The following is a 12962-nucleotide window of genomic DNA, read 5'->3' on the forward strand; positions in this document are numbered from 1 at the left end:
CGCCGGGTGTGACCTCGCCCCGGTCCTCACTCGTGTGCGGTTCACGCACTCTCGGCCTGAAGCGCCGGACCGAGGAGGAGTCCGCCGTCGATCACGTACTCCGCCCCGGTGATGAACGACGCCTCCGCCGACGTGACGAACAGCAGGAGCCGGGTCACGTCGGTCGGCTCGCCGAGCCGGGGTCCGAACCACCGTCGCCCGGTACGCAACGGTCGAGCCGCCGGCTCCCACCGGCGACGGAACTCCTCGCCGGCGTTCGACTGCGCTCAGCCCGTCGTCACCCGCAGCCGGTGCAGGTCCTCGGGCGCGTTCACGTTCACGAGCCAGTCGGGGTCCGACACGCCCACCCGGTGGGTGTTGAGTGCCTCGATCGCACCGAGCATCCGGCGCTCACCGCCGGCCACCAGATCGGCGATCACCGGCCCGGCGTCGGTCCGGTAGATCCCGGCCATCGGGTGGTCACGCTGCGCATCACGGGCGATCACCGCCTGTGTGGAGTCGGTGAGCCCGAGTCGGAGTTCGTCGATGAGTTCGGGCGCGATCAGCGGCATGTCGGTGGCGCACACGAAAGCGAGGTCGGCGCCGTCGGCCGCGGCCTTGGCAAGTCCCGCGACCAGCCCGCCCAGCGGGCCGGCCCCCTCCTGTTCGTCGGTCACCCAGTGCACTTTGGACCGATCGATTCCGGGCGCCGCGCGGTCCCGGATGTCGTCGATCCCACGGAAGGCCGCCGACGTCTCACCGGCCACGACGAGCACCGGATCACACCGTTGCGCGACGACCCGCACGACGCGGGCGAGCATCGGCTCCCCGTCCCAGTCGAGTGCCGCCTTGTCGCTCCCCATGCGCCGCGAACGTCCGCCGGCCAGCACGATCGCCGCGAGTTCCGAACCGTCTGATCCCGTGTCTTGAGTCACGACACCCAGTGTGCGTGATCCGTGACCGCGGCGAGGCAAGATGGACACATGAGCCGCAGCCCTGAAAGTGACCCCCGCGTCGACGATCCCATCGATGTCCATCGCACGCATCCGAAGACCTGGGCCGCCGGGGTTCCCGCGGTGGCGGTGGCGCTCAAGCGCGGACTCGAGCAGATGGGCCCGGTGCGCACCGCGCAGACGCTCCTGAAACTCAACCAGCGCGACGGCTTCGACTGCCCCGGCTGCGCCTGGCCGGAGACCCCCGGTCACCGCAAGCATGCAGAGTTCTGTGAGAACGGTGCGAAGGCCGTCGCCGAGGAGGCCACCAAGCGTTCGGTGACCCCCGAGTTCTTCGCCGCCCACAGCGTCGAGGACCTCGCCACCCGCAGCGGTTACTGGCTCTCCCAACAGGGCCGGTTGGCGCATCCGATGTATCTCGCGCCCGGCGACACCCATTACCGCCCGGTGAGCTGGGACGACGCCAACCGGATCATCGCCGACGAGTTCGCCGCGATGTCCTCCCCCGACGAGGCCGTCTTCTACACCTCCGGACGGACCAGCAACGAGGCCGCCTTCGTCTACCAGCTGTTCGCGCGCAGCCTCGGGACCAACAACCTCCCCGACTGCTCGAACATGTGCCACGAATCGTCGGGCGCCGCGCTCGGTACGTCCATCGGCATCGGCAAGGGGTCGGTGACCGTGCCGGACCTCGAGGCCGCCGACCTCATCCTCATCGCCGGACAGAATCCCGGGACCAACCATCCCCGGATGCTGGCCACGCTCGAGAAGGCCAAGGGCAACGGGGCGCGGATCGTCGCGATCAACCCGCTGCCCGAGGCGGGCCTGATGCGGTTCAAGGACCCGCAGAAGATCGGCGGCGTCATCGGCGAAGGGACCAAGCTCGCCGACGACTTCCTCCAGGTGCGGCTCGGCTCCGACATGGCCCTGTTCCGGGCCATCGCCCGGCTGCTGCGCGACGCCGAGGAGGCGAACCCCGGCACCGTCTTCGACCACGAGTTCCTCACCGGGTCGTGCGCCGGCACCGAGGACTACCTCGCCCTGCTCGACGACGTCGACATCGACGAGGTCGCCGCCGTCACTGGTCTGACGAGAGCCCAGATCGTCGATCTCGCCGACGCCGTGCGGACCTCGCAGCGCATCGTGCTGTGCTGGGCGATGGGACTCACCCAGCACCGTCACGCGGTGGCGACGATCGCCGAGGGCACCAATGTGCTGTTGCTGCGCGGCATGATCGGCAAGGTCGGGGCCGGATTGTGCCCCGTGCGAGGGCATTCCAACGTCCAGGGCGACCGCACGATGGGCATCTTCGAGAAGATGCCCGAATCCTTCCTCGCTGCACAGGATGCCGAATTCGGGATCGTCAGCCCGCGCAAGCACGGGTACGACACCGTCGCCGCGATCAACGCGATGGCCGCGGGCAAGGTCCGGGTCTTCATGGGGATGGGCGGCAACTTCGTCTCCGCCACCCCTGACACCGAGGCCACCGCGGCCGCACTGCGCCGTTGCGCCCTGACCGTGCAGGTGTCGACCAAGCTGAACGAGTCGCACACCGTCACCGGTCGCGCGGCACTCATCCTGCCGACCCTGGGCCGGACCGACCGCGATGTCATCAACGGTGTGGCCCAACGTGTCTCGGTCGAGGACTCGATGTCGGTGGTGCACCTGTCCCGGGGCTCACTACCTCCGGTGTCGCCCGATCTGCGCAGCGAGGTCGCCATCGTCTGCGACCTGGCCACCGCTGCCCTCGGCGCGGATCATCCGGTCCCGTGGCAGGAACTCAAGGGGAACTACGACGTGATCCGCGATCGCATCGAACGGGTGGTCCCGGGGTTCGAGGACTTCAACATCCGCGTCCGGCGCAGCGACGGATTCGTGCTGCCGAACCCGCCGCGTGACAACCGGTCGTTCGACACCCCGAACGGCAAGGCGAATTTCGCGGTGCATCCGCTCGAGTGGGTGCACATCCCGGAAGGGCGTCTCATCCTGCAGACGCTGCGCAGCCACGATCAGTACAACACCACCATCTACGGCCATGACGACCGTTACCGCGGGATCAAGGGCAACCGGCACGTGGTGATGGTCAGTCCCGCGGACATCTCCGCACTCGGGCTGCACGACGGCCAGCGGGTGGACATCGTTTCGGAGTTCGACGGCAAGAACGGGCTCGAGGAGCGTCGCGTGCGTGGCTTCGAGATCGTCGCCTACGACACCCCGCAGGGCAACGCGGCCGCCTACTACCCGGAGACCAACCCGCTGGTGCCGCTGGGCGCGGTGGCGAAGGAATCCAACACCCCGGTGTCCAAGGCCGTGGTCATCCGCCTCGAACCGGCCTGACCCGCCGGACCTCAGGCGAGAGAACAGAATCCCCGCCCGGCGATCCGGGCGGGGATTCTCGTCGTCTGCGAAGAGATCGCGTCAGGCGGTCTTGTCGCGACGCTCGTCGTTCGAGGCCTTGCGCGGCACGATGGTCGGCAACACGTTGTCGCGCACCGTCTCACCGGTGACGACGACCTTCTCGACGTCGTCGCGGCTCGGGATGTCGTACATGACCGGCAGCAGGACCTCTTCCATGATGGCGCGCAGGCCACGAGCACCGGTGCCACGGTGGATCGCCTGGTCGGCGACCGCCTCGAGGGCGTCCTGGGTGAACTCGAGTTCGACGTTGTCCATCTCGAACAGGCGGGTGTACTGCTTCACCAGTGCGTTCTTCGGCTCCGACAAGATGCTCACCAACGAGGCCTTGTCGAGGTTGGTGACCGAGGCGACGACCGGCAAGCGGCCGATGAACTCGGGGATCAGCCCGAACTTGATCAGATCCTCCGGCATGACATCGGCGAACTGATCGGAGGTGTCGACCTCGTCCTTGCTCGCCACGTCGTTTCCGAAACCCAAGCCGCGCTTGCCGATTCGCTCGGACACGATCTTCTCGAGACCCGCGAACGCACCAGCGACGATGAACAGCACATTGGTGGTGTCGATCTGGATGAACTCCTGATGCGGATGCTTGCGCCCACCCTGGGGCGGCACCGACGCCTGGGTGCCCTCGAGGATCTTCAGCAGCGCCTGCTGCACACCCTCACCGGACACGTCCCGGGTGATCGACGGGTTCTCGCTCTTGCGGGCGATCTTGTCGACCTCGTCGATGTAGATGATGCCGGTCTCGGCGCGCTTGACGTCGTAATCGGCGGCCTGGATCAGCTTCAGCAGGATGTTCTCGACATCCTCACCGACGTAACCGGCCTCGGTGAGCGCCGTGGCGTCGGCGATCGCGAACGGCACGTTCAGCATCTTGGCCAGCGTCTGCGCGAGGTACGTCTTGCCACAACCGGTCGGGCCGAGCATGAGGATGTTCGACTTCATCAGCTCGACGGTCTCACCCGTGCGGGAGTCCTTCTTCTCCCCCGCCTGAATGCGCTTGTAGTGGTTGTAGACGGCCACCGCGAGCGTGCGCTTGGCGGTGTCCTGACCGATGACGTACTTCTCGAGGAAGTCGCGGATCTCCGCGGGCTTCGGGAGTTCGTCGAGTTTCACGTCGCCGTTCTCGGCGAGCTCCTCCTCGATGATCTCGTTGCACAGGTCGATGCACTCATCGCAGATGTACACGCCGGGGCCGGCGATGAGCTTCTTCACCTGCTTCTGACTCTTCCCGCAGAAAGAGCACTTGAGCAGGTCGCCGCCGTCTCCGATTCGTGCCATCTCGCGTAGTACCTACTTCCTCGTTGCCGGACTGTCGTCGTGGTCCGTCGCGTCGCGCGCAGTCGGGCACGGATGATCTGACGACCTCCGAATGCCCGGTAACCCGACGGTACCCGCGCACCGCTCGAACTTCGACCGATAAGGCCAAATGTCGCGACAGAAATCCCCGCGACTTCTGAGCTGGTTGTGGGTTGTCCCTAGGACTTCTTCATCGACTTCTTGCGGTATTCGAAGACCTCGTCGATGATTCCGTATTCCTTGGCCGCGTGAGCGGTCAGGATGTTGTCGCGGTCGGTGTCCTTGCGGATCTTCGCCTTGTCCTGGCCGGTGTGATTGGACAGGATCTCGTCGAGCCGGTCGCGGATGCGCTCGATCTCGGCGGCCTGGATCTCGAGGTCGGAGACCTGACCCTGGTAGGCACCGCCGGTGCGCGGCTGGTGGATCAGCACGGTCGCGTTCGGCAGGGCCGCACGCTTACCCGGGGTTCCACCGGCGAGCAGGATCGCCGCGGCCGAGGCCGCCTCGCCGAGGCACACGGTCACGATGTCGCAGTGGACGTACTGCATCGTGTCGTAGATGGCGAGCATGTCGGGCACGCTGCCGCCGGGCGAGTTGATGTACATGGTGATGTCACGATCGGGATCCTGCGACTCGAGGACGAGCAGCTGGGCCATCACGTCGTTGGACACGACCTGGTCGATCGGGGTGCCGACGAAGACGATGCGCTCCTCGAACAGCTTGGCGTACGGATCGTACTGGCGCTGGCCGTTCGGGGTGTGCTCGATGAACGACGGCAGGATGTAGCGCGCCTCGATGTTCTTGAGCGCCAAGGCCGACGCGGGGATACCGGCGGCGACCTCGGCGGGCATGCCGTCCAGGGAAAGGGAGTTGGTCATCTGTTGCTCCAATGAATAGGTGTGGCTCGGAGGTGGCGGGATGCTCGGGACCGGGTCACTGCCCCGGACGCGAGATCACCTTGTCGACGAAGCCGTACTCCTTGGCCTGCTCGGCGGTGAACCACTTGTCGCGATCCGCGTCGGCCTCGATCTTCTCGAGCGGCTGACCACTGAACTCGGCGTTGAGCCGGTTCATCTCCTTCTTGGTGAGCGCGAACTGCTCGGCCTGGATGGCGATGTCGGCGGCGGTACCACCGATGCCGGCCGACGGCTGGTGCATCATGATCCGCGCGTGCGGCAGGGCATGACGCTTGCCCTTGGTGCCGGCCGCGAGGAGGAACTGGCCCATCGACGCGGCCATACCCATCGCGTAGGTGGCGACATCACACTCGGCGAGCTGCATGGTGTCGAAGATGGCCATACCCGCGGTGACCGAGCCACCGGGCGAGTTGATGTAGAGGTGAATGTCCTTGGTGGGGTCCTCGGCGGCGAGCAGCAGGATCTGCGCGCACAGCCGGTTGGCGATGTCGTCGTCGACCTGGGTACCCAGGAAGATGATGCGTTCGCGCAGCAGACGCTCGAACACCGAATCGGTCAGGTTCAACCCAGCCACACCCGAACTCATCGAGGGTGTGTGGATGGTCGGCTCACTCACGGGTTCCTACCTTTGCCTTGTTGTCATGACCTGTGCGCGCCGTCTCGGGCGTCGCACACGTTTCCATCTGTCTGATGACGTCCTCACCGACACTAACCAATCCGCACCCACCGGCACTCCCGAGGACACGTCTATTCGCTGAGAGCAGAACGGGTCATCACTGTGAACGGCGAATGCAGATCGGTGCACCCGACGCCGATCGCCGGCCCCCGCGAACGGGGACCGGCGATCGATGATGCGTGGTGAGGTTCCGGGTCGACTCAGTTGTCGGCGTCGACCGCCTCGTCCGACTCGGCGTCGTCGTTGCTCCCGAAGAACTCGGAGGTGTCGACCGTCGCACCCTTGGTGTCGGTGACGGTGAACTCACCGACGATGCCGGCCAGCGACTTGCCGCGACGGACGTCGGCGTAGACCGCGCCGACCTGGTTGGCCTGGGTCAGCTGCTGGATGAACTCCTGCGGCTGCATGCCGTAGCGCTGCGCGGTGAAGATGATCTGCTGGGTCAGCTCGTCCTGGCTGACCTCGGTCTCCTGCTGGTCGGCGATCGCATCGAGGAGCAGCTGCTGCTTGACCGACTTCTCGGCCTCCTCGCGGGCCTCGGCGTCCCACTCCTCGCGGGTCTTGCCCTGCGCTTCGAGGAACTTCGCGACCTGCTCGTCGTCGTGACCGAGAGCGTGGATGATCTGGTGCTGCTGACCCTCGATCTCCTCGGCGACGACCTTCTCCGGCAGCGGGACCTCGACGGTCTCGAGCAGCTTCTCGAGCACGGCATCGCGGATCTTGTTGGCCTGCTCGAGCTTCGCCGACTGCTCGACGCGCTCGGCCAGGCTCGCACGCAGCTCCTCGACGGTGTCGAACTCGCTGGCCATCTGGGCGAACTCGTCGTCGACGTCGGGGAGCTCGCGCTCCTTGACCGACTGCACGGTGACCTTGACCAGAGCCTCGTCACCGGCGTGGTCGCCGGCGACCAGCTTGGTGGTGAACTCCTTGCTCTCGCCGGCCTTCAGGCCGATGAGGGCGTCGTCGAGTCCGTCGATGAGCTGGCCGGAGCCGACCTCGTGGGACAGACCCTCGGTGGTGGCCTCCTCGACGGCCTCGCCGTCGACGGTGGCCTCGAGGTCGATCGACACGAAGTCACCGTTCTCGATGCCGCGCTCGACACCCTTGAGGGTGCCGAAGCGGGCGCGGAGGCCTTCGAGCTGCTCGTCGACCGCTGCGTCATCGATCTCGATGGCGTCGACCTCGACCGAGAGGGTCGAGTAGTCGGGCAGGGCGATCTCCGGGCGGACGTCGACCTCGGCGGTGAAGGTGACGGACTCGCCGTACTTCAGCTCCGACAGGTCGATCTCCGGCTGGCCGATGGCCTTGGTCTCGGTCTCGGCGACGGCCTCCGAGTACTTGGCGGGGATGGCGTCGTTGACAACCTGCGCCAGGACCGAGTCGCGACCGACGCGGGCCTCGATCAGCTTGGCGGGCGCCTTACCCGGACGGAAGCCGGGGATCCGGATCTGCTGGGCCAGGGACTTGTAAGCCCGGTCGAAGTCTGCGGACAGCTCCTCGAACGGGACCTCGACATTGAGCTTCACTCGGGTCGGGGTGAGTTGCTCGACAGTGCTCTTCACGCCTACTGCTCCTTATATCTGCGGTGGTGATGAAAGTTCGGTTTCGGGTGGTGTGCCCCCGTGACCCACACGGTCACATCGACAAGTCGGGATGACAGGATTTGAACCTGCGACCCTCCGCTCCCAAAGCGGATGCGCTACCAAGCTGCGCCACATCCCGCGGTCCTCAGGTCGCGGTGGAGGCCTCACGGCCGACCGCGCATCAGGGCCAACAGAAGATAGTACGGGGCGCCCGTGGCGCCACGACCAACGGGTGCCGGACGCACCGCCACGCACACCCCGATTTAGAAAACCGGCGCGCCGCCATGTACAGTCACTCATCGCACGCGGCGAACTCCGGCTCCCGGTGATCGCAAGCACGCGGGTGTAGCTCAATGGTAGAGCCCTAGTCTTCCAAACTAGCTACGCGGGTTCGATTCCCGTCACCCGCTCCACCACCCCCTCGACCCGGTCGAGGACACGATCCGACCCTGGTCCGTCGAAAGACGAACGGACCAGGGTCGTTTCGATTCTCCGGGCGGTCAGCTACGGCGCGTCACGGAAGAAATGGGTCCAGCCAAGGAATCTCGCCGAACTCGTAGAAGTCATACGGATAGTCATAGAACGGCGGCAGGTCCGGCAGTGGCGGTGTCTCCGGGGTGTCCTTCACCGCGCCGTTCCCCCCGGGCCCGTCGAGATGACGGGAGGCGGACACGGGGCTGTCTGCCCGTTGGCGATGGGCATCGTGCATGGTGCGTCGGCGCTCGCAAGTGCCGCGCCACCGAAAAGCCCGGCGGTGGCGGTGGCGACAGCGAACGTCAAGGTGGTCAAGGGTCGGTTCATTGCTCTCGGTCTTCCATTCGCAGACGTCAGCACCCCCCTCCGCGCGGAAATGTCTCCCGACCTGCGTGCACTCTCGTGCACACGCCCTGTCCTTCCCGGGTGCCGACATACACATTGCTCCGGCCGACGACCTCGTTTGCGCTGTTCGTGAAGCCGAAACCGACCTGTGACCCACGCCACATTCGCGTAGGGTGGGGGCATGTCATCCACACATACGAAAACCCAGCGAAGGTGTCAGACCTGCGGCGCACCGTTGTACATACGCCGGGACATCACCGAATCCGAGACCGGGCTCGAACGCATCGACATCATGCTCGTCTGCCGCGACGAGGCGTGCGCGCAGCCCGTGCGACATCTGCGCACCGAGCACCCGCAACCCGCCTGAGTCCCGGCACCTCAGGGGGACAACCGATCCTGTTGACACCACCGCGACAGGGGCGATGATGTACGCCAACGGGATGATCGGCCAAGTCTGCCATCCGCATGTGACGACCATCACACGAGTTGTAGGCGGCGCGCTCACCACTGCTTTTTGCCAGGTCGGATGCCCCCTTCGCGATCGTGGCGTAGTCGAACGGGCTGCGTTCCTTGGCCGCTAGACAACGGTTGTGTAACGATGGATTCGCGCTTTCAGATGTACAGCGCGAGATATTCATCGAACCGAAGGTACGACTAGTGCAGACCAACAATGTGCCGACCTCGCGGTCTCGTCGACGCACCACTCGGCGCCTCAGCGGGATCGTCGTCGGCGTCCTGGCCATGGCTCTCGCCCTCCCCGGCGTTGCGAACGCTGCACCCGTCACCGTGATCCCCGGCCTGCCGCCGGTCGAGATCCCCGTGATCCCAGGCCTGCCGACTCCGCCGGCACCGAGCACCCCGAAGGCCCCGGAGCCGCCGACGAGCAGCACCACCCCGGAGAAGCCCGCGGGCCCGGCCATCCCGAACGTGAAGACCCCGACCGGGTACATCGCCCTGGCCGACGACAAGACACACACCATCACGTGGTGGAAGAACGGCGAGGTCGTCAAGACCATGCCGATCTCGATGGGTTCGGACAAGCACCCGACCCCGAACGGTGTCTACTACACCAAGGAGAAGTACCGCGACATGTACATGGATTCGTCCACGTACGGTGTGCCGGTCGACTCCGCCGAGGGTTACCGGACCTACGTCGAGTACGCGACCCGCATGTCGTGGGACGGCATCTTCATCCACGCCGCACCGTGGTCCGTCGCGCAGCAGGGCAACAGCAATGTGAGCCACGGCTGCATCAACGTCACCACCGAGTTCGGCAAGTGGGTATACGACAACGTCCCGCGCGGAACCCCGATCGTCGTCCGCAACACGATCGGCGGCCAGTACGACGGCAACTGACCTCCGTCATATCCGACCTCGAAGGCCGGTCACCACCACGGTGACCGGCCTTCGTCGTCGTCCGGGTCAGGCGGAGTCGCGACGTCACGACTCGGGCCGCGACTGCTCAAGCAGCGCGGACGTCGCCTGCGGGGACGGCAGCGAACGTCGCCTGCACCTGCAGCCAACCCGCGATCACCTGGCACCCGGTCGAGGCGGGGTCGGTGACGGATCCGCGTCGATAAGGCTCATGACGGTACGAGGTGTGACGTCCGCCCGGCGAATTCGTCCACGCGACACCGAGAAACCGCACCATCGACGGCAGGTAGCAACGGATCTCCCACCAGGCCGAGGCGAGTCGGTGGATGTCCCGCCGCCACTGCGACGGGCGCACGGTTGTGCGGCGGGCGTTCTGGAAGGCGTTGCGGCGCAGCACCTCGAATGCGCTGCGTCGCCAACGGCCCAACGCGGCGAAGGTCATCGCCCGTGTGAGGTCGGCGATGTCACGGACCAGAGAGTCCGCACGGGCGTTGCAGATCATGTCATCTGGGGCGCCCACCCACATCACGGGCAGGTCGGTCGGCAGCTGTTCCCCGGGACCCGCGACACCCCATCCGTCACATCCGGGTACGACTCCCGGCGGCTGGTGCGGGTCCGCGACGAGTCCGACGCCGAGCACTCGGCCGACGACCGGGTGACGACGTGCCCCCAGTTCGGCGAGCGCCGTCCGGATCACCACTGCCCCTTGCGAATATCCCAGCAGCGCAACCGATCCCGCGGTCCGCTCGAGCAGCTCGGACAATCGCCGGGCACCGATCGCCACACTGTCGGCGAAGCTCATGCCGCCGGGATGGGGCGCCGGGCCGTAGCTCGCCGGATAGGCGACCCAACGGCAGGAGAACCGATCGTCGAGTTCGTCGGTCACACCCGCGAGAAGGCCGGTGACCTCGGTGCGGGCATCACCCGGGTACGACTCGCCGGTTCCGCCGACCACGAGGACGGTGATCCCCGGTCGATCAACGTCTCCGAGGGCGTCGTCGGGGGTCTGCTCGTCTCTGTACACCTCATCCATCGTGACGACCGCACATGTGAACGGACGTCAGGCGACGCTGTGGGTTCGCTGAGATCCTCTGGGGGCCTCGGGGAGAACGGAGGTCAGAAGGTGGTGCCAGGCGGCGGCTTCGCTACGTAGTCCGCGGTCTCGATGATCGCGATGAAGAAACCACTCCCCTCGATCACGTTCGCGCTGTGGGTCAGGCCGGCCGGGATGTAGATACTCGCCGGTGCCTCCACCACGTACGACTCGTCGCCCAGGGTGATCTCGTAGACCAGGTGGTCGAGCGAGAGGAGGATGTTGATCTCGGGGCAGTCGTGCACGTGGGGTTCGCAGTAGTCCCGGCTCGCGGCCGAGACGGCTCGCATCTCGTGGGCGACCACGCGCTTCTCGGCCTCGGGGAACAGATTGCCGCCGGCGAGAACGCGTCGGGTGATCGGCGCATCGGAGGCGCCGTGGAACGGTACGTCCTTCAGTGGCGACACCTCGCCGCGCGAAATAAGGCCGGCATGGACACGCGATTCCTCGGCGATCGACACGCTTACCCCACCAGACTCCGACGCGGATGCCGTGCATCCCGAACTCCCGCGATGTTACTGAGGTTCGCCTATCCATACATCTTTTGAGGGGAGCATCACGTCTGGCAAACCGGACACCAGTAGAGCTTGCGGGCCTCGAGTTCGGCGAGCAGGACCGGGGTGCCACAGATGCGACACGGCTCCCCTGCCCGGCGGTAGACGTAGGTCCGCGGCCGATTCGTCGCATACGCCGGTGCCCCATGGTCGTCCTCGGGCCGGATCACATGGATCCGGCCGCGACGTACGCCCACTTTCATCAGCGCCACCAGGTCGGTCCACATCTCGTCGAATTCGCTTCGGAGAAGACTTTTTCCGGGGCGCATGGGGTCGATCCCGGCACGGAAGAGGACTTCGGCGCGATAGACGTTCCCGATACCCGCGATGACCTTCTGGTCCATGAGCAGCGCGCCGATCGGACGCGACGACCGCGAGATCGCCGCCCAGGCGCGCTCCGGGTCGGCGTCGCGCCGGAGGGGGTCGGGACCCAGACGGGCGATCAACGCGTCGAGATCGGCAGGGTGGTAGATCTCACACGCGGTCGGGCCGCGCAGGTCGGTGCCGGTGTCCTCGGTCTCGATGCGCAGCCGGACCTGTCCGACCGGCTCCGGTAGCGGCGCCGTCAGCTCGGTGAAGGCGCCGTAGAGGCCGAGGTGGATGTGCACCATCCGCTCGGTACGACCGTCGCGGTAGCGATGGAGCAGATGTTTGCCCCACGCCTCCGCGGCGTGGAAGGTCATCCCGTCGACGGCGGCCGCACCGTCGGCGAACCGCCCCTGGGGGCTGGTCACCCGAACCGGGCGGCCACCGAAGAGTCGCTGTTGCCGGCGGGCGAGCCGGTGCAGCGTATGACCTTCGGGCACCGATCAGGCCGGCGGCTGCGGGACCTCGGGCGCCACGCCGGTGCGCTCGTACTCGGCGAGGATGTCGATGCGGCGCTGGTGGCGCGCCTCATCCGACCACTCGGTGGCCAGGAAGGCGTCGACGATGGCGAGGGCTTCCTCGGTGGAGTGCATGCGCCCGCCGATGCCGATCAGCTGGGCGTTGTTGTGCTGACGTGCGAGCTGCGCGGTCTCGACGCTCCAGGCCAGGGCGCAACGGGCACCGGGCACCTTGTTCGCGGCGATCTGCTCACCGTTGCCGCTGCCGCCGAGCACGATGCCCAGGCTGCCGGGGTCCGCGACGGTCCGGGCGGCGGCGTCGATGCAGAAGGCCGGGTAGTCGTCGAGGGCGTCGTAAACGTGGGCGCCACAGTCCACCACCTCGTGTCCGTTCGCCGTCAGATGGTCGGCGATCTGGTTCTTGAGTTCGAATCCGGCATGGTCGGCACCGAGATAGACACGCATGGCGCCAC

14 protein-coding genes and 2 tRNA genes are annotated in these 12962 nt (G+C 66.5%); 4 read left to right on the top strand and 12 right to left on the bottom strand.

Translation table 11 applies throughout. The annotated features are described in order from the left end of the window. Positions 1–41: 41 nt before the first annotated feature. Together RVF83_RS20740 and mobA are read right to left on the bottom strand one after the other, a co-directional pair. Positions 42–209, bottom strand: a complete 168-nt coding sequence (locus RVF83_RS20740) for an SDR family oxidoreductase (protein ID WP_005198938.1) — start codon at positions 207–209, stop codon at positions 42–44. A gap of 57 nt (positions 210–266) precedes the next feature. Next, positions 267–914, bottom strand: coding sequence for a molybdenum cofactor guanylyltransferase (gene mobA, locus RVF83_RS20745; RefSeq protein ID WP_085950793.1), 648 nt, complete (start codon positions 912–914; stop codon positions 267–269). 48 nt (positions 915–962) lie between these two features. Here mobA and RVF83_RS20750 point away from each other — a divergent pair, with 48 nt between their 5' ends. Continuing rightward, entirely contained in the window at positions 963–3269 is a 2307-nt protein-coding gene (locus RVF83_RS20750) for an FdhF/YdeP family oxidoreductase (protein ID WP_005198936.1), read from the top strand. Positions 3270–3350: 81 nt separating this feature from the next. On the opposite strand, the gene clpX is transcribed toward RVF83_RS20750, so the two are convergent. From clpX to RVF83_RS20775, 5 genes are all read right to left on the bottom strand, one after another. Then, the gene (gene clpX, locus RVF83_RS20755) at positions 3351–4631 is read right to left on the bottom strand and encodes an ATP-dependent Clp protease ATP-binding subunit ClpX (RefSeq protein ID WP_005198935.1); all 1281 of its coding nucleotides are present in this window, start codon (positions 4629–4631) and stop codon (positions 3351–3353) included. A 197-nt stretch (positions 4632–4828) separates the two neighbouring features. Further along, positions 4829–5527 carry an ATP-dependent Clp protease proteolytic subunit gene (locus RVF83_RS20760; RefSeq protein WP_005198934.1) on the bottom strand — a complete coding sequence of 233 codons (699 nt, stop codon included), beginning with the start codon at positions 5525–5527 and terminating at the stop codon, positions 4829–4831. A 55-nt stretch (positions 5528–5582) separates the two neighbouring features. Continuing rightward, on the bottom strand, positions 5583–6182 hold the full coding sequence (locus RVF83_RS20765) for an ATP-dependent Clp protease proteolytic subunit (RefSeq protein WP_005198933.1): 600 nt from the start codon (positions 6180–6182) through the stop codon (positions 5583–5585). A 260-nt stretch (positions 6183–6442) separates the two neighbouring features. Then, positions 6443–7804, bottom strand: coding sequence for a trigger factor (tig, locus tag RVF83_RS20770; RefSeq protein ID WP_005198932.1), 1362 nt, complete (start codon positions 7802–7804; stop codon positions 6443–6445). Between the two features lie 86 nt (positions 7805–7890). Next, positions 7891–7964, bottom strand: a tRNA-Pro gene (locus RVF83_RS20775). A 200-nt stretch (positions 7965–8164) separates the two neighbouring features. On the opposite strand from RVF83_RS20775, the gene RVF83_RS20780 reads away from it, so the two are divergent. Next, a tRNA-Gly gene (locus tag RVF83_RS20780) sits at positions 8165–8238 on the top strand. A gap of 101 nt (positions 8239–8339) precedes the next feature. On the opposite strand, the gene RVF83_RS20785 is transcribed toward RVF83_RS20780, so the two are convergent. Then, positions 8340–8498, bottom strand: coding sequence for a hypothetical protein (locus RVF83_RS20785; protein ID WP_341261973.1), 159 nt, complete (start codon positions 8496–8498; stop codon positions 8340–8342). 327 nt (positions 8499–8825) lie between these two features. Here RVF83_RS20785 and RVF83_RS20790 point away from each other — a divergent pair, with 327 nt between their 5' ends. Then, positions 8826–9011, top strand: a complete 186-nt coding sequence (locus RVF83_RS20790; protein WP_005198930.1) for a hypothetical protein — start codon at positions 8826–8828, stop codon at positions 9009–9011. A 290-nt stretch (positions 9012–9301) separates the two neighbouring features. Then, the gene (locus RVF83_RS20795) at positions 9302–10000 is read left to right on the top strand and encodes a L,D-transpeptidase (protein ID WP_005198929.1); all 699 of its coding nucleotides are present in this window, start codon (positions 9302–9304) and stop codon (positions 9998–10000) included. A gap of 106 nt (positions 10001–10106) precedes the next feature. On the opposite strand, the gene RVF83_RS20800 is transcribed toward RVF83_RS20795, so the two are convergent. The 4 genes from RVF83_RS20800 to RVF83_RS20815 form a co-directional block, all read right to left on the bottom strand. Beyond that, on the bottom strand, positions 10107–11051 hold the full coding sequence (locus RVF83_RS20800; protein ID WP_005198928.1) for a PE-PPE domain-containing protein: 945 nt from the start codon (positions 11049–11051) through the stop codon (positions 10107–10109). Between the two features lie 83 nt (positions 11052–11134). Further along, on the bottom strand, positions 11135–11572 hold the full coding sequence (locus RVF83_RS20805) for a hypothetical protein (RefSeq protein ID WP_005198927.1): 438 nt from the start codon (positions 11570–11572) through the stop codon (positions 11135–11137). Between the two features lie 95 nt (positions 11573–11667). Next, the gene (locus RVF83_RS20810; protein WP_005198926.1) at positions 11668–12471 is read right to left on the bottom strand and encodes an Fpg/Nei family DNA glycosylase; all 804 of its coding nucleotides are present in this window, start codon (positions 12469–12471) and stop codon (positions 11668–11670) included. Positions 12472–12474: 3 nt separating this feature from the next. Then, positions 12475–12954 carry a ribose-5-phosphate isomerase gene (locus RVF83_RS20815; RefSeq protein WP_039880516.1) on the bottom strand — a complete coding sequence of 160 codons (480 nt, stop codon included), beginning with the start codon at positions 12952–12954 and terminating at the stop codon, positions 12475–12477. Positions 12955–12962 lie beyond the last annotated feature (8 nt).

Source organism: Gordonia rubripertincta (assembly GCF_038024875.1).
Lineage (GTDB): Bacteria > Actinomycetota > Actinomycetes > Mycobacteriales > Mycobacteriaceae > Gordonia > Gordonia rubripertincta.